Origin of the sequence: Agrobacterium rosae, assembly GCF_002915175.1 — a bacterium.
Lineage (GTDB): Bacteria > Pseudomonadota > Alphaproteobacteria > Rhizobiales > Rhizobiaceae > Agrobacterium > Agrobacterium rosae.
In genome coordinates this window covers 395232-410060 of the sequence record NZ_NXEJ01000002.1, presented here as the reverse complement: position 1 = coordinate 410060, position 14829 = coordinate 395232, and the positions used below count along the sequence as shown (strand labels likewise).

At 56.4% G+C, this 14829-nt stretch carries 16 protein-coding genes; 1 reads left to right on the top strand and 15 read right to left on the bottom strand.

What is annotated here, in order from left to right:
* Nucleotides 1–328: 328 nt before the first annotated feature.
* From CPJ18_RS04725 to CPJ18_RS04650, 15 genes are all read right to left on the bottom strand, one after another.
* Entirely contained in the window at nucleotides 329–865 is a 537-nt protein-coding gene (locus CPJ18_RS04725) for a peroxiredoxin (RefSeq protein WP_103657200.1), read from the bottom strand.
* 159 nt (nucleotides 866–1024) lie between these two features.
* Nucleotides 1025–2734, bottom strand: coding sequence for an urease subunit alpha (gene ureC, locus CPJ18_RS04720; protein ID WP_103657199.1), 1710 nt, complete (start codon nucleotides 2732–2734; stop codon nucleotides 1025–1027).
* Between the two features lie 97 nt (nucleotides 2735–2831).
* Nucleotides 2832–3272 (bottom strand): lysozyme inhibitor LprI family protein, encoded by a 441-nt coding sequence (locus tag CPJ18_RS04715; RefSeq protein WP_245445323.1) that lies wholly within the window; start codon nucleotides 3270–3272, stop codon nucleotides 2832–2834.
* A complete protein-coding gene (locus CPJ18_RS04710; RefSeq protein ID WP_103657198.1) occupies nucleotides 3269–3625 on the bottom strand; it encodes a GFA family protein in 357 nt (118 codons plus the stop codon). The genes CPJ18_RS04715 and CPJ18_RS04710 overlap by 4 nt, the downstream gene beginning before the upstream one ends.
* Before the next feature lie 2 nt (nucleotides 3626–3627).
* Nucleotides 3628–3933: an urease subunit beta gene (locus CPJ18_RS04705; protein WP_103657373.1), complete on the bottom strand. Its 306-nt coding sequence runs from the start codon at nucleotides 3931–3933 to the stop codon at nucleotides 3628–3630.
* A 17-nt stretch (nucleotides 3934–3950) separates the two neighbouring features.
* Complete coding sequence (locus CPJ18_RS04700) at nucleotides 3951–4208, bottom strand: DUF1272 domain-containing protein (RefSeq protein WP_103657197.1); 258 nt, start codon at nucleotides 4206–4208, stop codon at nucleotides 3951–3953.
* An 11-nt stretch (nucleotides 4209–4219) separates the two neighbouring features.
* The gene (locus CPJ18_RS04695) at nucleotides 4220–4522 is read right to left on the bottom strand and encodes an urease subunit gamma (protein WP_077104006.1); all 303 of its coding nucleotides are present in this window, start codon (nucleotides 4520–4522) and stop codon (nucleotides 4220–4222) included.
* 76 nt (nucleotides 4523–4598) lie between these two features.
* On the bottom strand, nucleotides 4599–5426 hold the full coding sequence (locus tag CPJ18_RS04690) for an urease accessory protein UreD (RefSeq protein WP_245445321.1): 828 nt from the start codon (nucleotides 5424–5426) through the stop codon (nucleotides 4599–4601).
* Nucleotides 5357–6574, bottom strand: coding sequence for a CE1 family esterase (locus tag CPJ18_RS04685; protein ID WP_407026431.1), 1218 nt, complete (start codon nucleotides 6572–6574; stop codon nucleotides 5357–5359). Before CPJ18_RS04685 ends, CPJ18_RS04690 begins: the two co-directional genes overlap by 70 nt.
* Before the next feature lie 247 nt (nucleotides 6575–6821).
* Nucleotides 6822–7517 carry an urea ABC transporter ATP-binding subunit UrtE gene (urtE, locus tag CPJ18_RS04680; RefSeq protein ID WP_103657195.1) on the bottom strand — a complete coding sequence of 232 codons (696 nt, stop codon included), beginning with the start codon at nucleotides 7515–7517 and terminating at the stop codon, nucleotides 6822–6824.
* 214 nt (nucleotides 7518–7731) lie between these two features.
* A complete protein-coding gene (urtD, locus tag CPJ18_RS04670) occupies nucleotides 7732–8493 on the bottom strand; it encodes an urea ABC transporter ATP-binding protein UrtD (protein WP_077117910.1) in 762 nt (253 codons plus the stop codon).
* Nucleotides 8494–8498: 5 nt separating this feature from the next.
* Nucleotides 8499–9650, bottom strand: coding sequence for an urea ABC transporter permease subunit UrtC (urtC, locus tag CPJ18_RS04665; RefSeq protein ID WP_103657194.1), 1152 nt, complete (start codon nucleotides 9648–9650; stop codon nucleotides 8499–8501).
* Nucleotides 9647–11263, bottom strand: a complete 1617-nt coding sequence (urtB, locus tag CPJ18_RS04660; RefSeq protein ID WP_103657193.1) for an urea ABC transporter permease subunit UrtB — start codon at nucleotides 11261–11263, stop codon at nucleotides 9647–9649. The genes urtC and urtB overlap by 4 nt, the downstream gene beginning before the upstream one ends.
* 333 nt (nucleotides 11264–11596) lie before the next feature.
* A complete protein-coding gene (gene urtA, locus CPJ18_RS04655) occupies nucleotides 11597–12886 on the bottom strand; it encodes an urea ABC transporter substrate-binding protein (RefSeq protein WP_077117917.1) in 1290 nt (429 codons plus the stop codon).
* A 192-nt stretch (nucleotides 12887–13078) separates the two neighbouring features.
* Entirely contained in the window at nucleotides 13079–13279 is a 201-nt protein-coding gene (locus tag CPJ18_RS04650; protein WP_067644541.1) for a DUF2735 domain-containing protein, read from the bottom strand.
* 486 nt (nucleotides 13280–13765) lie between these two features.
* On the opposite strand from CPJ18_RS04650, the gene CPJ18_RS04645 reads away from it, so the two are divergent.
* Entirely contained in the window at nucleotides 13766–14800 is a 1035-nt protein-coding gene (locus CPJ18_RS04645) for a glutamine synthetase beta-grasp domain-containing protein (protein WP_067644538.1), read from the top strand.
* Nucleotides 14801–14829: the final 29 nt, after the last annotated feature.

The window sequence follows — 14829 nt, the reverse complement described above, 5'->3', positions numbered from 1 at the left end:
GACCAGAGATTGGCTGGAAGTAAATCAAATACCTAAATATTTAGCTATTACAGCTATATTTGTGGATTGCATTCGCAATGTCACAGCTCGCTTAACATGCCGTTGCGTAATACAAGACAATGCTTAAAAGTCCTTGAAACACAGCATATGACGATCTTCTTATTGTGCGATCTCATAGGTTGGCAGCGGAGTGAGCAGCCCGCCAATTAATATATATTTTCAAAGCAGATGATGTCGCAGTTATTAACATCACCCGCGTCAAGCAAATTGCCACACATCAAAAAGCCCGGAATTGCTTCCGGGCTTTCATATTATAACGCACAAAAAATCAGGCTGCGATGCGGGCCTTGAGATTTTCGAGAATATTCTGCGGCGAAGAAACGCTGTAGGGATCGCTCTCGCAATTGTCCGAATGGCCTTCCTCTTCGAACCACTGTTCAACCACGCCATCATTGACGATGGCAGCGTAGCGCCACGATCGCATGCCGAAGCCGAGATTGTCCTTGGCGACCAGCATTCCCATCTTGCGCGTGAACTCACCGGAGCCATCTGGAATGACCTTGACGTTCTCCAGGTTTTGTCCCTTAGCCCAGGCATTCATGACGAAAGCATCGTTGACCGACAGGCAATAGATCTCATCGATGTCCAGCGCACGAAATTCCGGCGTCAGCTTTTCAAAATCGGGAAGCTGGTAGGTCGAGCATGTTGGCGTGAAAGCGCCGGGTAGAGAGAACAGAACGACCTTCTTGCCCTTGAAATAATCATCGGATGTCAAATCCTGCCAACGGTAAGGATTTGGGCCGCCAACGGCCTCGTCGCGAACGCGCGTGCGAAAGGTAACGGCAGGCACTTTTTTACCGAGCATGGTTTTCTCCTGTGCGAGTGTGTCGTGTGAAAAGCCTTGGGAACAATTCACGTCTAAAACTGACTTTGCGATACCGCAAAAACGTTTGCAGTGCAGCAAAAACCTGCGCATGCAGGGCAGTCATGCACAGGAGGAAACACTCGTTCGTCAGATCAACCGTCAGAACAGGAAATAGCGTTGTGCCATCGGCAAAACCGTTGCCGGTTCACAGGTCAGAAGCTCCCCATCCGCGCGCACTTCGTAGGTTTCCGGGTCTACCTCGATATGCGGCGTCAAGGAGTTGTGGATCATGGATGCCTTTGAAATACCGCCGCGAACGTTGCGTACCGCCAGCAATTTCTTGGCAACACCCAGGCGCTGCACAATGCCGCCATCAAGCGACGCCTGCGACACGAAAGTCACGGAGGAATTGGTCAGCAGCTTGCCATGGGCAGCAAACATCGGCCGGTAGTGCATTGGCTGCGGGGTGGGGATAGACGCATTTGGGTCACCCATGGGTGCCGCCGCAATAGAGCCGCCCAACAGCACCATCTCCGGCTTCACACCGAAAAAAGCAGGGTTCCAAAGTACGAGATCGGCGCGCTTGCCAACCTCAACAGAGCCGATCTCGTGGCTGATGCCGTGGGCGATAGCCGGGTTGATGGTGTATTTGGCGATGTAGCGGCGAACGCGGAAGTTATCGTTCTCGCCCTTTTCTTCCTTCAGGCGACCGCGCTGGCGCTTCATCTTATCCGCCGTCTGCCATGTGCGGATGGCCACTTCACCCACACGGCCCATGGCTTGGCTGTCTGATGAAATGATCGAAAACGCACCCAGATCATGGAGAATATCTTCGGCCGCAATGGTTTCCTTGCGAATGCGGCTTTCCGCAAAGGCAATATCCTCAGGGATGGACGGCGACAGGTGGTGGCAGACCATCAACATGTCCAGATGCTCTGCCAATGTATTGATGGTGTAAGGACGCGTCGGGTTTGTGGAAGACGGAATGACGTTGGGGTTGCCGCAAATCTTGATGATGTCAGGCGCATGCCCACCGCCTGCCCCTTCGGTATGGAAAGCATGGATCGTGCGCCCGTTGATGGCCGCAACGGTGTCTTCCACGAAGCCGCTTTCATTCAGCGTATCTGTGTGGATCATCACCTGCACATCGAACTGATCGGCAACCGTTAGGCAGTTGTCGATGGCAGCAGGCGTTGTTCCCCAGTCCTCATGCAGTTTCAGCGAGGAGGCCCCAGCCAGGATCATCTCTTCCAGCGGTGCCGGCAGCGAGGCATTGCCCTTGCCCGCAAGAGCAAGGTTCATCGGAAACGCATCGAAGCTCTCGATCATGCGCTCGATGTGCCATGCGCCGGTACACGTCGTCGCCAGCGTTCCATGCGCGGGACCGGAGCCGCCGCCCAGCATGGTGGTGACGCCGCTCATCAAGGCTTCCTCGATCTGCTGTGGGCAGATGAAGTGGATATGCGCATCCATGCCGCCAGCGGTGAGAATCTTGCCCTCACCGGCAATCGCCTCCGTCGAGGGGCCAACGATAATGGTGACGCCCGGCTGCGTATCGGGATTGCCCGCTTTGCCGATGGCGAAAATACGCCCGTCCTTCAAGCCGACATCCGCCTTGTAGACGCCGCTATGATCGACAACAACGACATTAGTGATGACGGTATCGACAGCGCCTTGTGCCCGCGTCGCCTGGCTTTGCCCCATGCCATCACGAATGACCTTGCCGCCGCCAAATTTCACCTCTTCGCCATAAATGGTGAAGTCCTTTTCGATCTCGATGAAAAGCTCGGTATCGGCAAGCCGCACCTTGTCACCGACTGTCGGGCCAAACATGCTGGCATAGGAGGCGCGGGAAATCTTGTAAGGCATGGAAATCAGGCTCCTTGGAAGGCGGAGAAAAGCGATAGACTAGAGATGCCGGCAAGGCCGCCATTGGCTAGGGATAGATGTGCGACGCTGGCCACCATCAGAACCCTTCCGAAAGCTCGCGTAGTTCTTCGGCGCGTTTTGTGCTCATGTCAGCGAGGCAGGAAGAAACGAGCATCGGTTCCATCGATCCGCCGCGGGCCTGAAAACCAGACGCTTCGCAGTTGGCATCGCGAAACTCCACCCAGGCGCGCTGGGCAGCAACGAGTGCTTCGACCGCACCCTTACTGTCATCATCAGCGCTCTTGTCCCAATCAACCATCTTTTTGCGAACCTGCTGATAGGCCTTGTTCAGGTCCTTGTCGGCCTTCTCATAATCGAGGGCCGCGCAGCTGTTCATATCGCTCTGCGTCGTCGGTTCGGCACAATTCGGCATGTCCTGCGCACGGGCGTCATTAACGAATGCGGCGTATGACGACAACGCCCCGCAAAGCAGCGCAAGGCCGCATGAGAAGCGGAGCATCTTGATACTATCGATCATGCGGACGCACCGTCATGTGCATGCGATTTCAGCGCGCGTGGTTCAACACCATCGAGACAATTGGCATTGACCGCAACGACCTCACTGCCATCCGGCGCGGTGGCGTAAGCAAAGCTTTCGATGCCGCAATCGCCGCAGAAAAGGTGGTGAATTTGCTTTTTGTTGAAGAGATATTCTTTCAGGTGATCGTCGCCGGACAGCAACGTGAACTTGTCTTTCGGCGCAAAAGTCAGCACCGAGCCAAGACGTTTGCAACGAGAACAATTGCACGTCACCGTCTTGTCCAGATCGGCATCGACTTCAAAGCTCACCGCACCACACTGGCAACTTCCATGATAATGTTCTGTAGCCATTGTCACAGCCTCCCCATGACGAGTTTACGAAAACCATAGACTTCCCGTTTTCCGGACAGCGGCACCAATGTTACCTCGCGCTTCTGGCCAGGCTCGAAGCGAACCGCAGTTCCGGCGGGAATATCCAGACGCATACCGTGCGCCTTGTTCCGCTCGAAATCCAGAGCGGCATTGGTTTCCGCAAAGTGGTAATGGCTACCGACCTGAACCGGCCTGTCACCGGTATTGGCAACTTCGATCGTTATGGTGGGCTGACCCGCATTGAGCTCGATCTCACCCTCTGCCGCAATGACTTCACCTGGAATCATGATCTTTTCCTTTATCGTCACGCCGCTTTGACCGGTGCGCAGCCTTCAGCCTTCAAAACCCGTTTGGTCGACGCCGGATTTTTCACCAGCTTTCCAGCAGGGCGCACCGGACGCCGCACCAACTCACCGCCGCAATTGGGGCATGTCCCGCTCAGAACGGACGTCGCGCAGTCACGGCAATAGGTGCATTCAAACGAGCACATCATCGCATCGAGGCTATCCGGCGGCAGGTCCCGGTCACAGCATTCGCAGTTTGGGCGAAGGTCTAGGGCCATTGTAGCGCTCCTCAGCGAATGGGTTGGTGGACAGTCACCAGTTTGGTGCCATCGGGAAACGTCGCTTCAACCTGCACGTCATGGATCATCTCGGCAATGCCCTCCATGACCTGATCACGGGTGATGACATGCGCGCCTGCCTCCATCAGTTCCGACACGGCACGGCCATCGCGGGCACCTTCGACCACAAAGTCGGAAATCAGGGCAATCGCCTCGGGGTAATTGAGCTTGACGCCGCGCTCCAGACGGCGGCGTGCCACCATCGCGGCCATGGAAATCAGAAGCTTGTCTTTTTCTCGGGGGGTGAGGTTCATCGTCGTCCCGTTTCTAGAGCGCCATGCATTCTTGAGAACACATAAAGGACGCTCGAACACCAATTCAGTTCGTGCGTCAGAGATTCCAGACTTTCGGCACTGACGCGCCATTTCGCAAGAGCGAAATGATGGGAAACAGCATTTTTCTCAATGTGAAGCCATCTGGCGCGGAAAGTCGAACGACGAGCTTTCCCTGCCACTCACTGGCACCGCCAGCGGCACCAAGAATGTCTCGAAGCTTGGGAAGAAGGGCCTCAGCTAAAGGACCGATATAAAGGAGGGTCGCGAAAGCCACCTGACCCGAGAGAACAGGGGCAGCTTTCGTCAGATCAGAGATATCCCCATCAAGACGAAGCTCTTCGGCATGGATGAGCTTGCCGCCGTGGCGAATGCGCCATCGATCCCGAAACAGGCCCTCCTTCATCGCCTCACCCATCGCCTGGCGTCCGAGGAGAACGGCTTCGACAGCAATGAACTCCGCAGAGGCATCTATATCCGCCTCCAGCCTGCGTGTCAGCGAGGCACGGTCGAAGAGAATGGTTTCCTGGGGTAGCCAGTGCAGTTTCGCGCCGGGGCCAACCGAAACGCGGGCGGTAACGGTCGCCGTGCCAGCGGCTGCCTTATAAACTTTTTCACAAGCCTGCGTCGTCACCACCAGCGACGTGCCGGCACCAGCAACCGCCTGCCATTCAAGCTCATCGCCTCCGGTCAATCCACCGGAGGAATTGATGAGGATCGCTTCCATTTCATTGGAGAATGTATCCGGCAGTCTGATCTTGGCGCAGCCTTCCTGAAACAACTCGTCCAGACGGCTGCGCCCATTCAGCGCTTTTGTTACAATGCGTCCTCGGCCACGGGCACGTTGCGGACGGGGTTGCTGGATACTTTGCTGGTCTGGCTGCACGTCGTCTCCGATGCATTCGCGGATGCGGAAACCGCTTTCACAGAGCAATCTGCCTTTGACGTTGCATCGACAACCATCTGCCCTTCCGTATTCTGGAAGAAATCCCACATTCTTTCCGCCGCATCAATCTGGCGTACCGTATCACCTGTGGACGTTTTGCGATCGACGGCAGGCTGAACCTTTCCAGCAACATCGCTGGCTGGTTTGCGCATCACGGCTGCGGCAGAGGCGATGACCTCGGCCTTCATCGTGGCGCGTGGCCATGCGTGGTCCCAGGCATCGATGACGTAGGAGTGGATACGCGCGCCGCTCTTGCACACATCGTAGGAATTGAAGGTGAAGCTGTCCGTAGCCTTGCTTTTGGCACCGCCCTTGCAGCCGTCCATTTCGGCCCAGCGCTTCAACGCTGTCTCGCCGCTATACTGCCAATAGGCCTTACCACCGCCCTGATAGGGGTTGGCCGGGTCCTTCAAGCCTGCGAAAGCAATGATCGACATCGGCTTTGCCGGTGCGCAGCTTGCCGTATCAGGTGCCCACTTGCCAGAATTTTCAACGGGATAGCCTGCGCGCAGCGAGGCTACGAAACCGGCAGCCGTAAAATCTCGGTTGCCGCTGCAAATGAACTGCGACAGCATGCGCCCGCCGCCGGAATAACCGGAGCCAAAAAAGCGCTCTTCATCAACGCAGAACTTGGATTTTACCATGGTGATGGCATCGCGAATAAAACCGGGCTCGTCGAGCCCGCCCTTGCGCGTGGTCACGCCCGGCACGTTCCAGGCATGGGTGCCGGGAAGATCACCATCGAGGCTACCCTGAAGCGCAACAACGACGACCCCTTGACGCTCGGCCAGTTTGTCCCAGCCACTGCGGTCCATCTGTCCGTTGGGATTGCTGTTGCTGCCATGAAAATCAAAGACGACAGGCAATTTCTTCTGTCCATCATAAGAAGACGGAACAAAATATACGCCGGTGCGTTGTGAACCTTCAGACGTCAGCGAAAACGCGTGACGGCCCGGTTCCATTGTCTGCCCGCAGGTTGATGCCAGCGCGGCTGCACTCATGCTTGTAAGAATAGCAAAGCTCGCGAGAAAAACTCGGAGCGGGCGGGCAGCCCGAACGAACCGGCTGGAAGCAGTCGTTGATGTCATCAGCACGCCTTTATTGGCACAGGTTCCCGACACTATGCCGGAAAATGCGTGGAATGTAAGGGTTTGACGGAGCGCGGCATGCGTATGTTGGACCACTGTGTCTCGCACGCTGCATTTTTTTGCGGAAATAACACAACTCTATACTCAAGGAAACGCTTAAACTGCGCATGAATGCTATGCAAGGATGCAATAGCGGTCACAATATTGTTTGGATTTTATCTGTTCGTGATCGCGAAAGCGCCGCATTTCACACCGTCAGGTGCCGTCGTGCCTCCGGCGTATCCAGCGTTTCGGCCAGACCCTGGTGAACGATCTCACCGCGATCCATGATGTAGACGTAATCTGCAAGCTCGCGGCAGAAATCCAGATATTGTTCGACCAGTAGGATCGCCATGCCCGTCGAATCCCGCAAATATTTGATCGCCCGGCCGATATCCTTGATAATCGAAGGCTGAATGCCTTCCGTCGGCTCGTCCAGCACGAGAATTTTCGGCCGCGTGACCAGCGCGCGACCGATGGCCAGCTGTTGCTGTTGCCCGCCGGATAGGTCCCCGCCTCTTCGCGACAACATGGATTGCAGCACGGGAAACAGGCTGAAGATATCATCGGGAATGAAACGTTCCTTGCGCGGCAACGGCGCATAGCCCGATTCCAGGTTTTCCTGCACGGTCAAAAGCGGAAAGATTTCCCGCCCCTGCGGCACATAGCCAACACCACGCTTTGCGCGTTGGTAAGGCGCAAGGCCATTGAGACTTTCGCCGCCGAAGCTGATCGTTCCGCCACTTGTTGCGTGCTGGCCGGTCACGGCCCGCAACAAAGAGCTTTTACCGACACCGTTGCGACCCAGCACACAGGTGATCTTGCCCATTTCCGCGTTCAACGAAATGCCGCGCAAAGCCTGCGCTGCTCCGTAATGGAGATTGATGTTGTCAACGCTTAGCATGATGTCGCTCCCATTGTGGTATCATGGGTGTGGCTCACCCCCCTCTGCCCTGCCGGGCATCTCCCCCACAGGTGGGGAGATTGGCAAGTGGCAGCCTCTCGTCCATCTTGAACGTCGCAGATAATATGTCGCGCCATCGTCTTGCCGATCTCCCCACCTGTGGGGGAGATGCCCGGCAGGGCAGATGGGGGCACCAAGACCACTGCGTTTCCCATCATCGCCCCAAATAATTCTCGATGACCTTTGGGTCGTTCGACACGAAATCGATCGACCCCTCGGCGAGCACCGATCCCTCGGCCAGACATGTCACCTTGACGCCGAGATCACGAATGAAGCCCATGTCGTGTTCGACCACCACTACGGAGCGGGTCTTGGCGATTTCCTTGAGCAGCACTGCCGTCTCCGCCGTTTCTGCATCCGTCATGCCAGCCACGGGCTCATCGACCAGAAGCAGCTTTGGCTCCTGCGCCAGCAGCATGCCGATCTCAAGCCATTGCTTTTGACCATGCGAAAGATTGGCCGCGAGTGCATCGCGGCGATGACCGAGGCGTACGGTGGCGAGGATTTCCTCGATGCGCGCCTTGTCGTCCTTCGTCAGCTGATAGAAGAGCGTGGCAAAGACCCCACGTTTGCGGTTCAGCGCCAGTTCCAGGTTGTCCCACACGGTGTGGCTCTCAAACACCGTCGGCTTCTGGAATTTCCGGCCGATGCCGAGCTGGGCGATATCCGCCTCGTCCTTTTTGGTGAGGTCGATGCTGTCTTCAAACAGCACCGTGCCGCTGTTGGGCCGCGTCTTGCCGGTGATGATGTCCATCATCGTCGTCTTGCCGGCACCATTGGGGCCGATGATGGCGCGCAGCTCACCCGGCTCGACCACGAAAGACAGCGAATTGAGCGCCTTGAAACCATCAAAGGAGACAGACACGCCGTCCAGATAGAGCAGGCTTTTCGTTCTGTTTTCAGAAACCGTGTTCATAGCCGTTACTCCGCTGCCTGTTGCGCCGTCTTGGCAGCGTCAGCAGACGCCACCTGCCGCTTTTCACGCCGTCCTGCCATATAGTGCTGCACGGTGCCGACAATGCCCTTGGGAAAAAACAGCGTCACCGCAATGAACAGCCCGCCCAGCGCAAACAGCCAGAACTCGGGAAACGCGCCGGTGAAATAGCTCTTGCCGCCATTGACCAGGATCGCGCCGAGGATCGGCCCGATCAAAGTTCCGCGCCCGCCGACTGCCGTCCACACCACGACTTCGATGGAGTTGGCAGGCGAAAATTCACCGGGGTTGATGATGCCCACCTGCGGCACGAACAATGCGCCGGCAATGCCTGCCATCATGGCCGAGACGACGAAGGTGAAGAGCTTGATGTTTTCCACCCGGAAACCCAGGAAGCGAACACGGCTTTCCGCATCCCGCACACCCACCAGCACCTTGCCGAATTTGGAATTGACGATGCCAGACGCGATCAGCAGGCATACAGCCAGCATGATGGCCGTCATCGCAAACAGAACTGCGCGCGTACCATCCGCCTGCACGGAAAAGCCGAGAATATCCTTAAAATCCGTCAGGCCGTTATTACCGCCGAAGCCCATGTCATTGCGGAAAAAGGCGAGCAACAGCGCATAGGTCATAGCCTGGGTGATGATGGAGAGATAAACGCCGTTGACGCGGGAGCGAAAAGCGAGCCAGCCGAACACAAAGGCAAGCAGACCGGGCACGACCAGCACCATCAGCATGGCAAACCAGAACATGTCGAACCCATGCCAGAACCACGGCAGTTCCTTCCAGTTCAGAAACACCATGAAGTCAGGCAGAATGGGATGGCCGTAGGTTCCGCGCGTGCCGATCTGCCGCATCAGATACATGCCCATGGCATAACCACCGAGCGCGAAGAAGGCGGCATGGCCGAGCGAAAGAATGCCGCAATATCCCCACACCAGATCAAGCGCCAGCGCCAGAATGGCATAGGACAGATACTTGCCCAGCATCGACATGATGTAGGTCGGAATGCGGAAAGCGCTGTCTGCGGGAAGCAGCAAATTGGACGCGGGCACGAGCAGTGCGATGGCCAGAATGATGCCGATGGCGATGGAGATGCGGCGGTCGAGCGCGCGAAGGAGGAAGCCGGTAATCATGCTTCGATCGCCCTTCCCTTGAGTGCGAAGAGACCGCGTGGCCGCTTCTGGATGAACAGGATGATGAGGACGAGGACGAGAATTTTGCCGAGAACCGCGCCAACGGTGGGTTCAAGGAACTTGTTGAGCACACCGAGTGTCAGCGCACCGACAAAGGTGCCCCAGAGATTGCCGACGCCACCGAACACCACCACCATGAAGCTATCGATGATGTAGGACTGGCCGAGATTGGGCGAGACATTGTCGATCTGCGAAAGCGCCACCCCAGCCAAACCGGCTACACCGGACCCCAGTGCGAAGGTGAAAGCATCCACCCACGGCGTGCGAATACCCATGGACGATGCCATGCGCCGGTTCTGCGTCACGGCGCGCATTTGCAGGCCGAAAGCAGAGCGTTTCAGGAGCAGAAGCAGCGCGAAAAACACCGACAGCGAGAAGCAGACGATCCAGACACGGTTCCAGGTGAAGTTTAGGTAACCGACGCTGAAAGAACCAGACATCCAGCTGGGATTTCCGACCTCACGGTTGGTCGGGCCAAAGATTGAGCGCACGCCCTGCTGGAGAATAAGCGAGATGCCCCATGTTGCCAACAGTGTTTCCAGCGGACGGCCATAGAGAAAGCGGATGACGCCGCGTTCCATCACCAAGCCGACAGCACCCGTGACCAGAAACGCCACCGGCAGCGCAATGGTCAGCGACCAGTCGAACATCACAGGGTAATTGTTGCGGATCACCTCCTGCACCATGAAAGTGGAATAAGCCCCGATCATCACCATTTCGCCATGCGCCATGTTGATGATGCCCATAACGCCGAAGGTAATGGCAAGGCCGATGGCCGCCAGCAGCAGTACGGAACCCAGCGACAGGCCATACCAGATGTTCTGCGCGGCATCCCAAAGCGCTAAAGTGCTTTCAATGTGGGAGATCGCGGCATCGACATCGGGTTTCAGGCTGGCATCGGTAACAGGCGCAGCCGCCATTAGAATGCTAATGGCACCACGCCCACCCAGGCTCTTGATGGTCTCGATGGCGGCGCGCTTTTCGTCGATGGAACGATCGGAGGCCAGCAACGAAACGGCACGCGCTTCTTCCATGCGGGTGCGCACCTGCGCGTCCGTTTCCTTGGCAAGAGCCGCCTCGAGCAATTGCAGGTTTTCGGCACTCGGCGCTTTCAAAACGGCATCGGCGGCAGAAAGGCGAACGGATTTGTCAGGGCTGAGCAGCGTCAAGCCACCAAGGGCTGCGCGAATGACCCGGCGAAGATTGTTGTTGACCCTGATCTTGGTCACGGCAGCCTTTGACACCTCGCCGGCACTGGCACCCGTCAAAGGATCGATCAGCGTGAAATTGGCCCCAGCGGCTTTGGCCATGAAAACCAGATTGTCGGCCTTGCGGACGTAGAGATCACCCTCAGCATAAGCTTCCAGCGCGGGTACAACACGTGGGTCTCCGGTTGCGGCAATCTGCCCGGTGAGGGTTTCGGCCTGCTTGAAATCTGCGGTACCGAGCGCATCGATCAGCGCTTTGGGGTCACTCTGCTGGGCAAAGGACGGAGCGGCGATCCCAAGCGTCAGCCATAGAAACATGGCTCGAAGAAGAAATCGGATCGTCATGTCAGCTCCTCATTGCAACAATGCTTCAGTGCGGGTGTTTGAGCGTCGCGGGTGTGGCTCACCCCCCCTGCCTTGCCGGGCATCTCCCCCACAAGTAGGGAGATCGACTGGACGTAAGCGGCGAGCCAGAGTTGAAGGCGATATGTGACCTCCAAGCGATCCACCCTGTCGACGTCATCCTAGGGCTTGACCCGAGGATCTAACCACGTTGACTGCACTCTCTCGCCAATGACGAGCGCGGAGCGGCGGCAGCAGACCCTCGGGTCAAGCCCGAGGATGACGTTGGAGTGGGAAGAGGCGCTCCTTAAAGGTGCGCCTCAAACCTCCTCAGGATTACATCCCCTTACCGCCGCACTTACCCGTAGCGACATTGAAGTTGCCGCACGACATCGGCTTGCGCCAATCGGAGATCAGGTCTTTCGAGTCCGGCAAATAATCCGACCACTCGTCACCCACGACCTGCGCCGTCTGCTGCACAATTTCGAACTGGCCGTCCGACTGGATTTCGCCGATCAGCACCGGCTTGGTGATGTGGTGGTTCGGCATGACGGTGGCGTAACCGCCGGATAGGTTTGGAACCGAAACGCCGATGATCGAGTCCAGCACCTTGTCGGTTTCTGTCGTGCCAGCGGCTTCAACAGCCTTAACCCATGCATTGAAGCCGATATAGGCGGCTTCCATCGGGTCATTGGTCACGCGCTTGTCGTTTTTCGTAAAGGCGTGCCATTCCTTGATGAACTCGGCATTCACAGGGCTGTCAACGGACTGGAAGTAGTTCCAGGCGGCAAGGTGGCCGACCAGCGGGCCGGTATCGAGACCGGCGAGCTCTTCTTCACCCACGGAGAAGGCGACAACTGGAATGTCTTCAGCCTTCACGCCCTGGTTTGCCAGTTCCTTGTAGAATGGCACGTTGGCATCACCATTGATGGTGGAAACGACGGCGGTCTTCTTGCCGGCAGAGCCGAACTTCTTGATGTCGGAGACGATGGTCTGCCAATCGGAGTGGCCGAATGGCGTGTAGTTGACCATGATGTCTTCCGGCTTCACGCCCTTAGATTCCAGATAGGCCTTGAGGATCTTGTTGGTCGTCTGTGGGTAGACATAGTCGGTGCCAGCCAGAACCCAGCGCTCCACGCCTTCGGTGCTTGCTAGGTAATCCACCGCTGGAATGGCCTGCTGGTTGGGAGCAGCACCGGTGTAGAAAATGTTGCGCGAGGATTCTTCACCCTCATATTGCACGGGGTAGAAGAGGATGGAGTTCAGCTCCTCAAAAACCGGCAGAACGGATTTGCGTGAAGACGAGGTCCAGCAACCGAAAACGGCAGCGACCTTATCCTGGCTAATCAGCTGACGGGCTTTTTCAGCAAAAAGCGGCCAGTCGGAGGCCGGATCGACCACGACGGCTTCGAGCTTCTTGCCGAGAACGCCACCTTTCTTGTTCTGCTCATCGATGAGCATCAACATGGCATCTTTCAATGTCGTTTCGGAAATCGCCATAGTGCCGGAAAGCGAATGCAGAACGCCGATCTTGATCGTATCGTCAGCGGCAAAAGCACCGTGGAATGCGGTGGTGGATAAAATGGCACCGAGCAAAGCGCCGGTCAGCATCTTCTTGAAAGTCATCGGAAGGACCCCTCTCCTGTTCAGCCTCTGTGGGCTCAGCGGTTATTTTACCGCTGCTGGAGGGGACTATCGGTCTCGCATCTGCAAAACCGTATACGTCAATTGACGTAGGTGGGGTGGCGAAACCGGAACGCTCGCCCATTCTTCCCGGCGCGGATCTGATTGCGCCGAGACATGCTGGAGATCAAGCGCTCAATTGTGCGGCTTGTCAGTATCAGAATTTTCGAGGATCGCTTCCTGATGATACCAGCTATCGAAATCGATATGCGTCTTCGGCGCTGTGACCGAAGGACCGTTCAAAATGGCATCGTTGCGCAGTCCCTTAAAGCCTGAACGGCCGCCGACGGGAAACTGGTAGATGGTTGCGCTTTCCATATGCGGTTCGCTTCTCATGACATTCACTCTTTCGTTGAATACCCGGCATTGTTGCTTCACTTGGAATATACTCTCAAAAAAGCTGAAAAGCACCCCATCTGATTAAAAAAATATCAATAAGCCTAAAAAATAGGCGACACATAATCAGTTTGATCTAAAGAACAGTCTTTATGCAGATATCGACCCAAACCGCAGAGTTTTTGCGGGAAAATTGAGCTCACACACCAAAACGGCATCATTTTTGACCAAAAATAGCGTCTGCCCCTGCAAAAGCATCGGAAATTGCACGATTTTTCAAATTCGCAACGCTGGGCTTTCCACGCATTTTTTGCTCTCGAGAATCACTTTAGTGCAAAAAAATGAAGATGACCTTATCTCAATCGCGAAACTGGCACGGCGCATGCTTCTGTAAGGACAGCACTTGAAAGCGGGAACGGTTGAGAAAACGGTTTTACCCGCAGAAGGATATCAAGGCTTCGCATCTTAACCTATGAGAGGTTCGTAATGACTAAGTTCAAACTCGAGTACATCTGGCTGGATGGTTACAAGCCGGTAGCAAACCTGCGCGGCAAGACGCAGATCAAGGAATTCGACGAATTCCCGACACTCGAGCAGCTTCCGCTCTGGGGCTTCGATGGCTCCTCCACGATGCAGGCCGAAGGCCATAGCTCGGATTGCGTTCTGAAGCCCGTCGCCATTTATCCAGACCCAGCCCGCACCAACGGCGCACTCGTCATGTGCGAAGTCATGATGCCGGATGGCGTAACACCGCACGCTTCCAACAGCCGCGCGACGATCCTTGACGACGAAGGCGCATGGTTCGGCTTCGAGCAGGAATACTTCTTCTACGAAGACGGCCGTCCGCTCGGCTTCCCTGAGCAGGGTTACCCAGCTCCACAGGGCCCATACTATACAGGCGTCGGCTACAAGAACGTCGGCTCCATCGCTCGTGAAATCGTTGAAGAGCACCTCGATCTCTGCCTCGAAGCCGGCATCAACCACGAAGGCATCAACGCCGAAGTGGCCAAGGGCCAGTGGGAATTCCAGGTATTCGGCAAGGGCTCCAAGAGCGCTGCCGACCAGATCTGGATCGCGCGTTACCTGCTTCTTCGCCTTTGCGAAAAGTATGGCATCGACGTCGAATTCCACTGCAAGCCACTCGGCGATACCGACTGGAACGGTTCTGGCATGCACTGCAACTTCTCCACCAAGTTCATGCGTGAAGTTGGCGGCAAGGAATATTTCGAAGCGCTCATGGCTGCTTTCGAAAAGAACTGGAAAGAGCACATCGACGTTTACGGCCCAGACAACCATCTGCGCCTGACCGGCAAGCACGAAACAGCGCCATGGAACAAGTTCTCCTACGGCATCGCTGACCGTGGTGCGTCGATCCGCGTTCCGCATTCCTTCGTCAACAACGGCTACAAGGGTTACCTTGAAGACCGTCGTCCGAACAGCCAGGGCTGCCCATACCAGATCGCTTCCGTCGTCCTCCAGACGATTGCTGAAGTGCCGCTCGCAAAGTCTGCTGCTGCCTGATAAATCAGAAGATGGCGTCGCTCGTTCCG